This window comes from Phenylobacterium sp. SCN 70-31 (assembly GCF_001724605.1).
GTDB lineage: Bacteria > Pseudomonadota > Alphaproteobacteria > Caulobacterales > Caulobacteraceae > Phenylobacterium.
The window spans coordinates 186,215-201,283 of sequence record NZ_MEEX01000003.1 but is presented as its reverse complement, the minus strand read 5'-3'; the positions used below and the strand labels follow the sequence as shown (position 1 = coordinate 201,283).

At 70.0% G+C, this 15,069-nt stretch carries 11 protein-coding genes; all 11 read left to right on the top strand.

Annotation, left to right across the window (positions count from 1 at the left end; genetic code table 11):
- Positions 1 to 21 precede the first annotated feature (21 nt).
- The 11 genes from ABS78_RS02175 to ABS78_RS02125 all read left to right on the top strand — a co-directional run bounded on the left by ABS78_RS02175 (position 22) and on the right by ABS78_RS02125 (position 14,983).
- A complete protein-coding gene (locus ABS78_RS02175; protein ID WP_293374415.1) occupies positions 22 to 1,647 on the top strand; it encodes a carboxylesterase family protein in 1,626 nt (541 codons plus the stop codon).
- A 49-nt stretch (positions 1,648 to 1,696) separates the two neighbouring features.
- Positions 1,697 to 2,860 (top strand): FMN-dependent L-lactate dehydrogenase LldD, encoded by a 1,164-nt coding sequence (gene lldD / locus ABS78_RS02170; RefSeq protein ID WP_293374413.1) that lies wholly within the window; start codon positions 1,697 to 1,699, stop codon positions 2,858 to 2,860.
- A gap of 126 nt (positions 2,861 to 2,986) precedes the next feature.
- Entirely contained in the window at positions 2,987 to 3,886 is a 900-nt protein-coding gene (locus tag ABS78_RS02165) for a fumarylacetoacetate hydrolase family protein (protein ID WP_293374411.1), read from the top strand.
- 82 nt (positions 3,887 to 3,968) lie between these two features.
- Positions 3,969 to 4,787 carry a helix-turn-helix domain-containing protein gene (locus tag ABS78_RS02160; protein WP_293374409.1) on the top strand — a complete coding sequence of 273 codons (819 nt, stop codon included), beginning with the start codon at positions 3,969 to 3,971 and terminating at the stop codon, positions 4,785 to 4,787.
- Positions 4,788 to 4,791: 4 nt separating this feature from the next.
- On the top strand, positions 4,792 to 5,259 hold the full coding sequence (locus tag ABS78_RS02155) for a cytochrome c (protein WP_293374407.1): 468 nt from the start codon (positions 4,792 to 4,794) through the stop codon (positions 5,257 to 5,259).
- 92 nt (positions 5,260 to 5,351) lie between these two features.
- Complete coding sequence (locus ABS78_RS02150) at positions 5,352 to 6,656, top strand: MFS transporter (protein WP_293374405.1); 1,305 nt, start codon at positions 5,352 to 5,354, stop codon at positions 6,654 to 6,656.
- 295 nt (positions 6,657 to 6,951) lie between these two features.
- Positions 6,952 to 9,585, top strand: a complete 2,634-nt coding sequence (locus ABS78_RS02145; protein ID WP_293374403.1) for a TonB-dependent receptor — start codon at positions 6,952 to 6,954, stop codon at positions 9,583 to 9,585.
- Positions 9,586 to 9,813: 228 nt separating this feature from the next.
- Positions 9,814 to 10,830, top strand: coding sequence for a dihydrodipicolinate synthase family protein (locus ABS78_RS02140; protein ID WP_293374401.1), 1,017 nt, complete (start codon positions 9,814 to 9,816; stop codon positions 10,828 to 10,830).
- Positions 10,831 to 11,142: 312 nt separating this feature from the next.
- On the top strand, positions 11,143 to 12,006 hold the full coding sequence (locus tag ABS78_RS02135) for an IclR family transcriptional regulator (protein ID WP_293374400.1): 864 nt from the start codon (positions 11,143 to 11,145) through the stop codon (positions 12,004 to 12,006).
- 523 nt (positions 12,007 to 12,529) lie between these two features.
- On the top strand, positions 12,530 to 13,279 hold the full coding sequence (locus tag ABS78_RS02130; RefSeq protein WP_293374398.1) for an SDR family NAD(P)-dependent oxidoreductase: 750 nt from the start codon (positions 12,530 to 12,532) through the stop codon (positions 13,277 to 13,279).
- A gap of 102 nt (positions 13,280 to 13,381) precedes the next feature.
- Positions 13,382 to 14,983 carry an MFS transporter gene (locus ABS78_RS02125; RefSeq protein WP_293374396.1) on the top strand — a complete coding sequence of 534 codons (1,602 nt, stop codon included), beginning with the start codon at positions 13,382 to 13,384 and terminating at the stop codon, positions 14,981 to 14,983.
- Positions 14,984 to 15,069 lie beyond the last annotated feature (86 nt).

The window sequence follows — 15,069 nt, the reverse complement described above, 5'->3', positions numbered from 1 at the left end:
AACTTGCGAGGGAGCAGGGGTTTGCAGAAGCGCTTTCAGTTCGGCGCGGCTCTGGCGGCCGCGCTGGCCGGGCTCATGGTCGGGCTCGGGCCCGTCGGTCCGGCGGCGGCCCAGGTGGTGGATCGACCGGCGCCGGGCGACCCCGTCACGGTGACGGGCGGCCGGGTCGCCGGCCTGGAGACGGGTTCGGGAGTCAGGGCCTACCTTGGAATCCCCTTCGCCGCGCCGCCGGTGGAGGATCGGCGGTGGCGTCCGCCCGCGCCGGTCGTCCCCTGGACGGGCGTGCGGCATGCGGTGAGCTATCCCTCGGCCTGCATGCAGAGTGGGCGCGGGCCGGGCCAGTTCTTCTACTCGGGCCCCGAGCCGGTCAGCGAGGACTGCCTCTATCTGAATCTCTGGACGCCGGCGAAGACGGCGTCGGCGCGTCTGCCGGTGGTGGTCTGGATCTACGGCGGCGCGTTCTCCCGGGGCTCGGCCTCGACGCCGCGCGAGCGGGGGGAAGCCCTGGCGCGCAAGGGGGTCGTCTACGTGGCCTTCAACTATCGCGGGGGCGCACTGGGGTTCCTCGCGCATCCCGAGCTGGCTCGGGAGGACCCGCACAACGCCTCGGGGGCCTATGGCTTCCTGGACCAGGTGGCGGCGCTGCGCTGGGTGCAGGCGAACATCGCCGCGTTCGGCGGCGATCCGGACAACGTCACGGTGGTCGGCCATTCCGCCGGCTCGGTCTCGGTCTCCGCCCTGCAGGCCAGTCCGCTCGGTCGCGGGCTGTTTCATCGGGCCATGGGCGTCAGCGCCAGCTCGCTGACGTGGGAAGCGGGCGAGATGGTTCCCCGGAGCGAGGCCGAGGCGCGGGGCCTGGCGGCGCAGGCCGCCCTGAACGCCGGCGGGATCGCCGAGATGCGCCGGATGGCCGCCGACCGGATCATGCAGCAGAACGTGGGGCCGCCCAGCATCGACGGCTGGTTCATGCCGCGGTCGCCGATGGAGATCTTCGCAGCGCGCGAGCAGAGCGACGTGGGGGTCTTCGTCGGGTTCACGCGGGACGAGGGCTATGGCGACCTGTTCGCCGCGCGGACGCCGGAAGCCTATGTGGCCGCGGCGCGGGCGATGTATCCCGCCGACGCCGACCGGCTGCTGTCGCTGTATCCCGCATCGGGCGCCGACTGGCGCGACCAGGCCCGGCGCGCCAGTCGGGACATCACCCTGGGCGCCGCGATGCGCCGCTGGGCGATGGGGCAGACGGGGCCCGGGCGGCGGAAGGCCTATGTCTACATGTTCTCACGGGCGCATCCGTTCGCCCCCGGCGTCGATTTCATGGATTTCGACCCATCGACCGCCGGCGCCTACCACTCGGCCGACCCGGCCTATTGGCTGAACAACCTCGACGCCGTGAACTTCGACCGGGAGACGCGGCGGTGGACGGACCGGGACCGGCGGCTCGCCGACCGGATGTCCGACATGCTGGTGGCCTTCGCCCGCACGGGCGATCCCAGCCTGAGCGACCTGCGGGCGCCGCCCTACGATCCGGCCGACGAACGCCTGATCGAACTGGGCGACACGATCGCGGTCGCGCCGTTCCCGGGGCGGGAGAACGTCGAGTTCCTCCACGGGTTGAAGATCGCGCGGGAACGGCCCGCGCAAAACTGATGTAGCCGGCGGCGGCCACGCGCCCCGCCCGTGTGAGGGAGGGGGCGCCATGAAGGCCGCTTCGGCGCTGGACTATCGGGAACTGGCGAAGCGCCGGCTGCCGCGGTTCCTTTTCGAGTACATAGACGGCGGATCGTACGCCGAGGTGACGCTGCGACGGAATGTGGCCGACCTTCAGGACGTGGTGCTGCGCCAGCGCGTCCTTCGGGACGTCTCGGATCTGGATCTCTCCACCTCTCTCTTCGGGCGGCGGATGGCGTTGCCCGTCGCCCTGGGACCCATCGGGCTCGCCGGCATGAACGCGCGGCGCGGCGAGGTTCAGGCCGCGCGGGCCGCCGAGGCCGCGGGAGTGCCCTTCACGCTCTCGACCGTCTCGGCCTGCGGGCTGGAAGAAGTCGTCGCCGGCGTCCGGGACCCCATCTGGTTCCAGCTCTACATGATCCGCGACCGGGGCTTCATGCGCGAACTCCTGGCGCGCGCGCGGGAGACGGGGTGTTCGACCCTCGTCTTCACCGTCGACATGCCGGCGCCGGGCTCGCGCTACCGGGACTATCGGTCGGGCCTGGCGGGCGCGCCGGGGCTGGCGGGCGCCGCGCGGCGCGCCTGGCAGTCGGCGCTGCGACCGGAGTGGGCGTGGGACGTCGGCCTGCTCGGCGGCCCCCACCAGCTCGGCAACGTCGCGCCGGTCCTGAAGGGGCGGACAGGGCTCGAGGACTTCTTCCGCTGGATGCGCGACAATTTCGATCCGGCGACCACCTGGCGCGACCTCGACCTCATCCGCAGCGAATGGCGTGGCCCCTTGGTGATCAAGGGAATCCTGGACCCCGAGGACGCCCGGGCGGCGGCCGACATGGGGGCTGAGGGAATCGTCGTCTCGAACCACGGCGGGCGTCAGCTGGACGGGGTGCTTTCGACGGCGCAGGCCCTTCCGCGGATCGTGGACGCCGTCGGCGACCGGCTGGAGATCCTGGCCGACGGCGGCGTGCGTTCGGGCCTGGACGTCGTGCGGTTGCTGGCGTTGGGCGCCCGCGCCGTCCTCCTGGGACGGGCCTGGGCCTATGCGCTGGGCGGCGGCGGCCAGGCCGGCGTGGCGCACCTGCTGCAACTGATCGAGGCCGAGATGCGGGTGGCCCTGGCGCTGACGGGCGTGACCCGGGTCGGCGATCTCGACCGCGACGCGCTGACCGAGGGAGCCGTGGGCCGGCGAGGCTGATCCGCCTCGGCGCGTCGCCGCCGCGCGCGGGCCAAAGACGTTTGACCCGGCGTATTTCACAATATATTCGATCATTCCATATAGTGGCATTTGGCGATGCGTCGCCGGATGGGAGGAGTGTCGGGTATGAGATTGCTGCGCTACGGCCCGCTGGGTCAGGAACGGCCGGGACTCCTCGATGCGGAAGGTCGCATTCGCGATCTGTCGGGCGTGGTGGCGGACATCTCGGCCCGCCAGATCACGCCGCAGGGCCTGGCCGCGCTGAGAGCCCTCGATATCGAGAGCCTGCCGGTGGTGGAGGGCGCTCCCAGGCTCGGAACGCCCGTGGCCGGTATCGGCAAGTATATCGCCATCGGGCTCAACTACGCCGACCACGCCGCCGAGTCGGGACTCCCGGTCCCACCCGAGCCCATCTTCTTCACCAAGGCGATCTCGTGCCTGAACGGCCCGGACGATCCCATCGTCATGCCTCGCGACGCCACCAAGCTGGACTGGGAGGTGGAGCTGGGCGTGATCATCGGCGCGACGGCGCGCCATGTTCCCGCGGATCGGGCCCTCGGGCACGTCGCCGGCTTCGTCCTCGCCAACGACGTCTCGGAGCGCGCCTTTCAGAAGGAGCGGGGGAGCCAGTGGGACAAGGGCAAGGGGTGCGACACCTTCGGCCCCGTGGGCCCTTGGCTGGCGACCCCCGACGAGATCGCCGACTGCCAGGACCTCGACATGTTCCTGGACGTGAACGGCGTGCGGATGCAGACCGGCAACACCCGGACGATGATCTTCGACGTGGCCGAGTGCATCGCCTACGTCAGCCGGTTCCTGACCCTCCATCCGGGCGATCTGCTGATCACGGGGACGCCGCCCGGGGTGGGGGAGGGCAAGCGGCCGGACCCCATCTACCTCAAGGTCGGCGACGAAGTCCGGCTGGGGATCGAGCGCCTGGGCGAACAGCGGCAGCGGGTTATCGCCTTCGAGGCGCCCGAAGCGGAGGCGATGTTCGCCCGGCGTGACGCCCGTGCGTTGGCCTAACGGCCGGGCGGGGCCGATCGCGGGCCGTCGGCGCGCGCCCCGGCTCTGCGCGGTTCTGCGCCGGCGGAGTTAGGAGCCGTCCGTGGCGACCCCCAGGATCAAGTCGGTGCAGAAGGCGTTCGCCCTGCTCAAGGCGTTCGAGGGTGTCGCCGGGCGGCTCGGCAGCGCCGAACTGAGCCGGCGCGCGGGGCTGCCGGAAGCCTCGGGCTATCGCATGATACAGACTCTGGAAGCGGTCGGCGCCGTCCATCGCGACCGGCGCGGCCGCTATCGGCCGAGCCTGTGGCTCGCGGCGCTCTCCCATGAGGTCCCGTTCGCCGACCTCCTGGCCGAAGCGGCCTGGTCGGTGCTGGAGGAACTCGCCGAGAGGTTCGACGCCACCGCGCGCGTCGATGTTCTTCAAGGCGGCGTCATCGTCCACGTCGCGAGGGCCGTATCCGACCGCGGCGCCGAACGCGACGGGCGCCGCCTCGATGCGGAGGACCCCCGCGTCGCGGTGGTGGCGCGCCTGCTGCGCCCCGGATCCGACGCGGACGCCGAGCCGGGCGGCCGGGAAGAGACGCGTCCCGTCTCCGGACGACGGTCGCAGGTCTCGAGCGCGGTGGCGCCGATCATAGGGGCGGATGGCGCGGTTCTGGCGGCGCTGTCGCTCACCGACTGGTCGCGCAGCATGGACATCCGAGGCGCGGACGTGCGGGCGGAACTGGCCCAGGGCGCGGAACGCATCGGCGAGCGCATGCGCGCCTGGATGTCCGCCGGGCTGCTGGAGCCAGCGTCATGGGCCGAGGCCCGGCCGGCGACCGGTGGGGATGGGCGTGACGTGGAGGCCGGCGACGGCGGTCGGACGCAGGGGCGCAAGCCGCCTCCGCGCCCCGCCGCCCGGTCCGAGCGGAGTGAGTGAGATCATGCGTGGATTGTGGTTGGGGGTGGCGCTTGCGGGCGGGCTGGTCGGTTGCGGAGACATCGCCGCAGCCCAGGGGGCGAAAGCCCCTCAAGCCGACGCCGTTGCGGTGCGCAAGGAGGGGTTCAAGGCGATGGGCGCGGCGCTGAAGCGCATATCCGACGAGGCCCGGCGCCCGAAGCCGGATCGGCGCCTGCTGGTGGCGGAGGCGGATCGACTGTCGGCCCTGTCGGCCCAGCTTCCCGGATGGTTCGCCGGCCCCGAGGCCGGGCGGGACCGCAAGGACAGCCAGGCGCGGCGGGAGATCTGGAGCGATCCACAGGGCTTTTCGGATGCGGCCCGCGGGGTGCGGGAAGCTTCACGCAAGCTACGGGGCGCCGCCGCTACGGGAGACGCCCGTGCGGTGCGTGCGCAACTGGCCGGGGTCTCGGCGTCCTGCAAGGCCTGCCACGACCGCTTCCGCGGGCCATGAGGCCCCGGCGCGCGGCGCGAGGGTGGGCGGTCCTGGATTGGATGAATTCGCAACAAGTGGCATAAGGCGCCACAATATAAGAGGGGGAAGCGATGGAGACTGGGGGCGGACCTTCCGGCCGACGCAGGGGCTTTGTCCGATGGCTGATCATCGGCTGGGTCTTCATCATCGCGGCCATCTCGTACCTGGACCGCAACAACATCTCGATCGCGGCCTCCGCGGTTCAGGCGGAGTTCGGGATCTCGGACGTGCAACTCGGCGGCCTGTTCAGCGCGTTCGTGCTGGGCTACGCGCTGATGCAGCCGATCGCCGGGCGCATCGCCGACCGGTTCGGGCCCTACCGCCTCATCGCCTTCGCGATCCTCTGGTGGAGCGTGCTCACCGCGGCGCTTCCCTTCGCGCCGGTCGACACGAGCGCGTCGTTCGCCATTCTGTTCGGCCTCAGGCTGCTGCTGGGGGTGGGGGAGTCCGTGATCTTCCCCGCCAGCAACCGACTGGTCGCCACGTGGATTCCGTCGCACGAACGGGGGCGGGCGAACGGCTTGATCTTCGCCGGCGTGGGCGTCGGCGGCGGCGTCGCGCCCCCGCTGATCACCTACATCATGATCAGCCATAGCTGGCGCGAGGCCTTCTATGTGAGCGCGGCGATCGGCCTTGTCGCCGCGGTGATCTGGCTGATCGTCGTGCGCGAGCGTCCGCGGGACCACAAATGGGTCCGCGCCGAGGAGGCGGCCTACATCGAGGCGGGGCTGCCCGGCCGGAGCGAGCCGTCCAAGGTCGAGCTGATTCCCTGGAGCCGTATCCTCCTGGATCGGCACGTGGCGACGCTGACGCTCTGCTATTTCTGCTACGGCTACGTCGCGTACATATTCTTCACTTGGTTTTTCAAATACCTGTCCGAAGTTCGGGGACTGGATCTGAAGGCCAGCGCGCTCTACGCGACCCTGCCGTTCATCGCCATGGCGGTGGCGTCCTTCCTGGGCGGGGCCCTCTCGGATCGCCTGCTTTCGCGGTTCGGCCCGCGCGTCGCCCGATGCTGGCTCGCGGGGGGCGCCATGCTGGTCGCGGCCGGCTTCGTGTGGAGCGCCACGCAGGTGGCCGACGCGCGGCTGGCGGCGCTGGTGCTGGCGGGCGGGGCGGGGGCCCTCTACATGGCGCAGAGCGCGTTCTGGGCGATCAGCGCCGACATCGGCCGCACGTCGGCCGGCACGGTGTCGGGCGTCATGAACATGGGCAGCCAGATCGGAGGCGTCGTCACGGCCTCGCTCACGCCGGTGATCGCCAACGCCCTGGGCTGGACGGCGTCGTTCTCGGTGGCGGCCGGCGTGTGCGCCCTCGGCGGCCTGCTCTGGCTGTTCGTGAAGCCGGATCACCAGCTCCGCCCGCACGGCGCCTGAGGTGTCCGCGGAGCGGGCAGTGACAGATCCTGCAATCCGGAATCCGCGTCCGGCGAGGCGCTGCGACCGGAGTTCATGCGGAGTCGCGGGGCGCGGCCCGTTCCCATCCTATCCGCGACTGTCCACGTTTTTGGCCAGCAAGCGGAAATCGTCACAGGGAAAACCGACATAAATCCATTTTGTGGAATTATGTCGCATATTATGCGAGTTCTTCTTGCGCATGGGGCAGGGCTCCACTATCGAGAGCCCAAGTGTCCTGGAAATGAGATGCGCGAGCCGAGGGGGAAAATCGACAATGCGTGCATATAGTGGAGCCAATGTTCAGGCGGATCGCCGGCGGGTCGCCGGCCGGATCGTCCGCCTGCTCGGGTCCGTGGCGCTCGGGAGTCTGCTTGCGGCCCCGGCCGTGGCCCAGACGGCCAGCGACGGAACGGTCGAAGAGGTCATCGTCACCGGCACCAGCCTCCGGGGCGTGCAGCCCACGGGCTCGGGCCTCGTTTCGATCCAGCGCGAAGACATCATGGCCATCGGGGCGCCGACCACGGCCGACCTCCTGACCAAGGCTCCGCAGCTCAACAGCTTCAACACGGCGCCGCGTCCGGCGCTGGGCGGCCTGACCGGGCCCTCGACCGTGCCGGGCCTCCGGGGCCTGCCGGTCGGTGCGACCCTCATCCTGCTGGACGGGCAGCGCATCACCGCCGACAGCCCGCTGCAGACGCCGCCGGATCCCTCCTCGATTCCGCCCGCCGCCATCGAGCGGGTGGAGGTGGTCGCCGACGGCGCTTCGGCGATCTACGGCTCGGACGCGGTGGCGGGCGTGATCAACATCATCACGCGTCGCAACCTCGACGGCGCGGAAACCTCGATCCGCGTGGGTCGGGCCCAGAACGGCTACGACACCATCGACCTCAGCCAGGCCTTCGGCCGGACCTGGAGCGGCGGCTCGGCGATGCTGGTCGTCGCCTACGCCGAGCATGACCGCCTGACCAACGGCGCCCTCCCATACTATACGGAGGACCTGCGCGCCTTCGGGGGGATCGACCTGCGTCCCACCAACTGCCCCACGCCCAACGTGGTCATCTCCGGCGTCAACTATGCGCCGCCGACCTACGCGCCCGGCGTCGCGGCGCGTTGCAGCGCGAACCAGTTCGCCGACACCCTGCCCGACACCCGCCGGACCTCGATCGTCGGCAGCGTCCGGCACGAGGTGACGGACAAGCTCAGCCTCCACGGCAGCGTGCGGTATGCGGCGATCTATCTGTCGTCGAACATCGCGGCGCCCGCCGCCTCGCTCGCGATCCCATCGACGAACCCGTTCTTCCAGGCGTTCTCGGGTGGGGCGCCCACGACCGAGACCGTTCTCTTCAACCTGCGGCCGATCACCGGGCAGCAGCAGAACCACGCGTTCGGCAAGTCCGGCAACGCCGTCATCGGCGGCGAATACAAGCTCCCGAAGGACTGGCGGCTCAACGCCTCGATCAACTACGGCTGGAGCGACAGCGCCGGCGTGGGCGACGGCGTCAACAGCGCCCTGCTGGCGGCCGCGGCCGCGGGCACGACGACGCTGACCGCGCTGGATCCCTTCGGCGGCCGGACCGACGCGAACCTGCGCGCGCGCATTTCGGACTTCGAGAACGTCTTCGCCGCCACCCAGAAGCTGTACGACTATCAGATCAAGGCGGACGGCGCGCTCTGGGCCCTTCCGGGCGGTGAGGTGAAGCTGGCGGTGGGCGCGGCCTTCCGTCGCCACAAGTACGACGCCCTGGCGACCCAGGGCCCGCGCGGGACGAACGGCAACTTCAACGCCTCGTCGGCGGTGCGCGACACCAAGGCCCTGTTCGCGGAAACGTTCGTTCCCCTGGTGGGGCCGGACAACGCCATGCCGCTGGCCCAAGCCGTGAACTTGTCGGCCGCCGTGCGTTACGACGACTACAGCGACTTCGGCTCGACGGTGAACCCCAAGTTCGGCCTCACCTGGGCGCCCGTCGAGGACCTGGTGCTCCGCGGGAGCTACGGCAAGTCCTATCACGCGCCCGACGTGGGCGACGTGTACGCGGTGGACAATCGCGCCAACTTCATCGCGCGCTTCGCGGTGGTGCCTCCCGGGAGTGCGCCCACCGACACGATCGTCCTGGCCGGGGGCGCTCCGAACCTGCGTCCCGAGAAAGCCGAGACCTATTCGATCGGCGCGGACTTCACGCCCTCGTGGATCCCGGGACTTCGAGCGTCAGTCACCTACTACAACATCAAGTACAAGGATCAGGTCGGGCTGGCGCCCGGAACCACGGACATCTTCACCAACCCGGCCTTCCGGTCGTTCGTCACGCTTAACCCGACGCGGGCGCAGCTGGACGCGCTGATCATCCCGGGCCGGCTGGTGCTGAACACCACCACGCCCATCCCCTCGACGGTGGGCCAGATCCTCGATCGTCGCCGCCAGAACCTCGGCGCCACGAACACGGATGGCATCGACTTCGACGTCAGCTACCGGTGGAACACGGACTACGGATCGTGGGCCGCGGGCGTCGCCGGGAACCGCATCCTGAACTTCGACCTGCAGACCGGCGTCGGCTCTCCCTTCGTGCCGCAACGGCAGATCGTCCGGACGCGTGTCCGCGGAAACGTCGCCTGGACGAACGGCCCGTTCGCGGCGGGCGCGGCGCTGAACTACACGGGTCGCTTCGACCAGTCGTACGCCAGCGGCGCCGGCGGGGCGGCGGTCCAGCGGGTCAAGCCGTTCATCACTCTGGACGTGAACGGCGCCTACGACCTGCCCGACGACGGACTGCTGGGGGGAACCTCGGTGTCGATCAATGTGGACAACGCCTTGAACGAGCGGCCGCCGGTCGCGCTGATCAGCGGCGGCTACAGCCTGGCTGCGACGCCGCTCGGCCGCACGGTCTGGCTGGGTCTCCAGAAGAAGTGGTGACACCGGGACCCGGGGCGACGAGGACCGTCGCTCCGGGTCCAGCTCCGGGGTCAGGCGCCGGCGCGCGTTCCTCGAGCGGCGTTCCTCGACCACGGTGAGCGCCGTTCTCCCTTACGAGCGCGGGCTCCGGGCCTCGAATTCCGGGTGGGGTCGCGTCGAACCGGCGCTTCCGCCCGGCGCAGACCTGCTCTAGGCGGGATGTTTCGCGCAGTTGGAAGAGGTGAACTGATGAGCATGGCCCCGGTATCTTCCCGCCGCGCCCTCCTGAAGGGAGCGGGGAGTCTGGCCGTCGCCGCGCTGGCGCCGTCCGTGGCGGTTTCGGCCCCGGTCCCGGCCTCCGCCCGAACCGGCCCGTTCGGAGGGGTCTTCCCCATCGGCTTCACCACGGATCTGCCCAACGGCCGGCTGGACTACGACGGGTTGGCTTCGCAGGTGAGGTTCTGCGGCCGCGGCGGCGTTCCGGGCTTCGCGTGGCCCCAGCTGGCCAGCGGCTGGACGACGCTGAGCGAGCCGGAACGCCTGAAGGGCGCCGAGGTGATGGTCGACGCCGCCCGGCAGGGCGGACCGGCGATCGTGGTCGGCGTGCAGAGCCGCGAGGCCGACTTCGCCGAGACCGAGCGCTATGCGCGTCACGCGGAGAAGATCGGCGCCGATGCGGTGATCTGCATCCCGCCCCCCAACGTGAGTTCGCCGAAGGACCTGCTGCAGTACTATCGGCGCATCGGCCAGGTGACCAAGCTGCCGATGTTCGGTCAGGCCGTCGGCCCGTTCAGCGTCGATCTCCTCGTGGAGATGTACGAGACCATTCCGACCTTCCGCTATGTGAAGGACGAGACGGGCGATCCGCTGGAGCGCGTGCTCGAGATCAACCGGCGGACGGGGGGCGGATTGCGGTCGTTCTCCGGCTTCGGCGTCGCCACCATGATGACCGAGATGGAGCGCGGCTTCGGGGGGCACTGCCCGTTCGTGTCGCTGTCGGACCTGTTCGCCACGACCTATGATCTCTTCCACAGCGGACGCCGGAGAGAGGCCTTCGACCTGTTCGGACGAATCCAGGCGGCGTCTTCGATCTTCGGGCAGAGCGACATCAATGTGCTGGTCGCGCGCGGGGTGCTGAAGCCGGAGGTCACCAAGCGCGTCGCGCCGGACGCCCCCGGCTCGGGCGCCCGAAAGCCGCCCGTGGTGAATCCCGACGAAATCCGGCGCGTCCTGGACGTCTACCTGCAGCCCTATCTGCGCGCCTAAACTCCCACATTCAGGTGTTTTACTTGATATGTAGGAATACCTGACGCTTTGCCGTTGCGGCTGCGAGGGCGCGCCGCGTGTCTCGCACTGCGCTTCGGAGCAGGTCGGAGTAGGGGGTGCGCGCTTCGTTTTGCACGCTCAGGTCGGCGCCAGGCGGCGATGCGCCTTGACTTGAGATCGGCAGGGTTTATCTCATGATTTGGGATTATGGGAGCCGCGACGCGGCGGAGCGGTGCGAACCCGATGGGGGCGTCACGAGATTCCGCCGGGACCCCGCGGCCGGATTTCGGATGGTGTTGAGCCGTGGCGCGGGTGTCGAAGACGAAGTCGGCGGATGGGCTCCCCGAGGGCGGTGAGGAGAAGGGGCGCAGCCTCGCCGGAACCCAGACGCTGGTACGGGGCCTCGAGATCATCGACGCGGTTTCGCTGCGTCCGCTCGGCCTGCCCGAACTCGCCGAGAGCATCGGCCTGACCCGCAGCACGGCCCATCGCCTGGCCGGCACCCTGGTCGAGCACCGCTACCTGAACTTCGTACGGGGCATGGGCTATTCGCTGGGCCCCCGCATCCTCGAGCTCGGCTATCTGACCGCGCGCCAGACCAGCCTGCCACGCGTCGCCCGCGAGCACCTGGAGCAACTGGCGGCCCGCACGGGCGATACGGTGCATCTGGGTGTCCTGGAAGACGGGCAGGCGCTCTATCTGGACAAGATCTCCGGCAACCGACGGGTCGAGATCAGCTCCCGCATCGGCGAGCGGCAGCCGCTCCGGTCCACGGGCCTGGGCAAGGCGCTGATCCTCGACGCCTCCGAGGCGCAGTGGCGGGAGTACTACGACCTGGAGGCGCGCCAGGGGCGGGGCTACGACGTGGATCTCCAGCTCTGGCTGCGCCGGATGCGGGAGTACGCCAAGAACGGCTACGCCTTCGACCTCGAGGAGAACGAAGACCGCATCCGATGCGTCGCCGCGCCGGTTCGGGACGTCTCCGGCCGGATCGTCGGCGCCATCAGCGTGTCCAGCGCCGCCCAGTACATGGACGACATGCGGATGCACGGCCTGACGTTCGAGGTCCGCCGCGCCTCCGAGGCGATCAGCTCCGAGCTGGGCTACAATCCGGGGGTCGACGGGGCGGCCGCGGAAGGCGGCAAGCGGCGCCGCACGGCCAGCACCCGCGACTGAGCGCTCGCCGGCCCGCGGCCGGCCCGCGCCGACCCTCGTCCGGTGCGCTTCCTTGGCCTTGTGCGCCGTCCGTCCGCCGCGCGGGCGAACCTGCCAAGCGTTCCGCATATCTCTGAGCCCGGCGAGCGGGCGCGCCTTCGGATCGTGGCGGCTCTCCGAACCGGTCGAGGCAGGGGGCAAGGCCTCGCGCGCGACGGAAGGGAGCACGATGGCCGGCGATCGCCGCGCCAACCCGAACTCTCCGCTGTCTCCAACGCGCCTTTCCCACATTGTCGTCATTCTGACCCTTTGGAGAAGGGAGGTCGTCGCGTTCAAAGTGAGGAATGACGATCAAGTCTCATAAATAACATTTGCATCCCAGAATGTGATAAATCAAAAAGGGCGCGCATCGCATCTGCGGCGTTGTTGATCGCAGGGCGGTTCGAGTTCCGAGGGATGGGATGACGCGATTGGTCTGGGGAGTTGTCGGGCTACTCCGCCCGTGGGCGCGCGCGCTGCCGCGAAGCTCCGGCGGGCGCCCTTCATGAGCACGTTTGCGGACCGTTTCAGCGGGCGTTGCGCGATCATCACGGGCGGGGGCTCCGGGCTCGGCAAGTCGGCCGCCGCGCGTATCGTCGCCGAGGGCGGCGCCGTGGTGCTGTGGGACAACAACGTCGCCACACTGGCCGCGGCGGGTCACGAGGTCGGCGCCAAGGGCGTCATGGCCGTCGATGTGGCCGACCCGCAGGAGGTGGCCCGCGCCGCCGAGGAAAGCGCGGCGATGCTGGGTAAGGTGGATATCCTGATCGCCAGCGCCGGGATCACGGGGGCGACGGCCCCGGTCCACGACTTTCCCGTCGACAGCTGGCGCCGGGTCATCGACATCAACCTCAGCGGCACCTTCTACTGCTGCCGCGCCGTGGTGCCGCACATGGTCGCCAACGGCTACGGCCGGATCGTGAACGTGGCCTCGGTGGCCGGCAAGGAAGGCAACCCCAACGCCTCGGCCTATTCGGCGTCCAAGGCGGGCGTGATCGGCTTCACGAAGTCGCTGGGCAAGGAGATGGCGGGCAAGGGCGTGATCGCGAACGCGCTCACGCCGGCCACCTTCGCGAGCCCGATCCTGGAACAGCTTCCCGCGAGCCAGGTCGAGTACATGCGATCGCGCATCCCGATGGGCCGGCTCGGTCTGGTGGAGGAGAGCGTCGCGATGGTCTGCTTCATGGCCAGCGAGGAGTGCAGCTTCACCACGGCCTCCACCTTCGACACCTCGGGCGGCCGCACGACCTTCTAGCCTCCGGCCGGCGCGGCTCCCGCGCCGGTCCTCTCCCTGCGCCGATCCCTCGCCCGCGTGGCCGCGACGGCGTCCCAGGCCTCAAGACCTCACGAGAGCCCGATGAACCCTCAGTCGGAAGCAGACGCCCGGACCGCCGCCGACGCCTCGCAGGCGCGACGGACGAGCGGACCCTACGCCTGGTACGCGCTGGGCGTCCTGGTGGTGGTCTACACCCTGAACTTCATCGACCGGCAGATCCTCTCGATCCTCGCCGAGGACATCAAGGACGCCCTTGTCCTGGAGGACGGCGACCTCGGCTTCCTCTATGGCACCGCCTTCGCCGTCTTCTACGCGGTGTTCGGCGTGCCGCTCGGACGCCTGGCGGACAACTGGCGCCGTGGTCACCTCATGGCCATGGGGCTGGCGCTGTGGTCCGGCATGACGGCGCTGTCGGGCTTCGCCACGAACTATGCGCAGCTCGCGGCGGCGAGGATCGGGGTCGGCATCGGCGAGGCCAGCGCCTCGCCCGCGGCGTTCTCCATGCTGGCCGGCTATTTCCCCAAGAACCGCCGCGCCCTGGCCGCATCGATCTACACGTCCGGGGTCTATCTGGGCATGGGGCTGAGCCTGCCGATCGGCGGACTGATCTCGGACAACTGGAACACCGCCTTCGCGGGCGGTGGCGCGCCGCTCGGGCTACAGGGCTGGCAGGTCACGTTCCTGGCGGTGGGCCTGCCGGGACTCCTCGTGGCGCTCTGGGTCATGACCCTGCGCGAGCCCGTCCGCAGGACGGACGCCGGGGTGATCGAGCCCGTGGTGCGCCCGGGCGCGTGGCGGATGTTCCTCGCCGATGTGATGACCATTCTGCCGCCGTTCACGCTGTGGAGCGTCTCGAGGTTCCCGGGGGCGCTGCGCCGCAATCTGATCGGGCTGGCCGTCATCGTCGCCATCGCGTTCGGCCTGATCCGGCTCACCGGCGACGCGGGACAATGGATCGCCTACGCCGTGGGCTTCTACGCCCTGTTCTCGTGGACCCAGTCGCTCCGCTTCACCGACCCCCCGACGCATAAGCTGATCCTGGGGTCGCCGGTGGTGCCGCTGGCGGTGCTGGGCTTCGGCTGCCTCGCCGTCATAACCTATGTGATCAGCTTCTGGGGCGCGCCGTTCGCCATGCGGACCTACGATGTGAGCGCCAGCACGGCGGGTGTGGCCATCGGCCTGCCGGGCGCGGCGGCGGCGGCGGCCGGCGTGATTCTGGGCGGCCGTCTCTCGGACCTGTGGAAGGAGCGGGATCCCCGCGGCCGGATCTTCACCTGCATGCTCGCCGCGGTCCTGCCGGCTCCCTTCATCGTGGCGATGGTGCTGGCGCCGGACTTCGGGACGTATGTGCTGCTGAGCCCGTGCGTCTACTTCCTGGCGAATCTCTGGACCGGGTCGGCGGTCGCCACCTACCAGGACTTCGTGCTGCCCCGCATGTACGGGACCATCAGCGCGGTCTACCTGGTGGGGAGCACGATGGTCGGTCTGTCGCTCGGGCCGTATGCGTCCGGCAAGATCGCCGCGGTCAGCGGCTCGCTCCAGGCCGGCGTGATCAGCATGCTGGCCGCGTCGGTGGTGGCCCTGGTGGCGCTCTGGGCGCTGAGCCTGCGCGCCGAGGCGGCGGAGACCACGAAGCTGGAACGCGCCATCGCCGCCGGCGAGCCGCCGCCCGTGGCGGCGTGAGCCTGTGCGCGGGTCTCCGCCTCCGGAGTCCGAAGCTCGCGCGCATTCACAGCCGTGGATGTCGGTTCTGAAAATCTAAACCATTC

What these genes read in the sequence shown, in the direction of transcription:
- lldD (WP_293374413.1), top strand. Translation starts at nt 1,697, where the DNA reads ATGAAGGCCGCTTCGGCGCTGGACTATCGGGAACTGGCGAAGCGCCGG.
- ABS78_RS02165 (WP_293374411.1), top strand. Translation starts at nt 2,987, where the DNA reads ATGAGATTGCTGCGCTACGGCCCGCTGGGTCAGGAACGGCCGGGACTC.
- ABS78_RS02155 (WP_293374407.1), top strand. Translation starts at nt 4,792, where the DNA reads ATGCGTGGATTGTGGTTGGGGGTGGCGCTTGCGGGCGGGCTGGTCGGT.
- ABS78_RS02150 (WP_293374405.1), top strand. Translation starts at nt 5,352, where the DNA reads ATGGAGACTGGGGGCGGACCTTCCGGCCGACGCAGGGGCTTTGTCCGA.
- ABS78_RS02145 (WP_293374403.1), top strand. Translation starts at nt 6,952, where the DNA reads ATGCGTGCATATAGTGGAGCCAATGTTCAGGCGGATCGCCGGCGGGTC.
- ABS78_RS02140 (WP_293374401.1), top strand. Translation starts at nt 9,814, where the DNA reads ATGAGCATGGCCCCGGTATCTTCCCGCCGCGCCCTCCTGAAGGGAGCG.
- ABS78_RS02130 (WP_293374398.1), top strand. Translation starts at nt 12,530, where the DNA reads ATGAGCACGTTTGCGGACCGTTTCAGCGGGCGTTGCGCGATCATCACG.
- ABS78_RS02125 (WP_293374396.1), top strand. Translation starts at nt 13,382, where the DNA reads ATGAACCCTCAGTCGGAAGCAGACGCCCGGACCGCCGCCGACGCCTCG.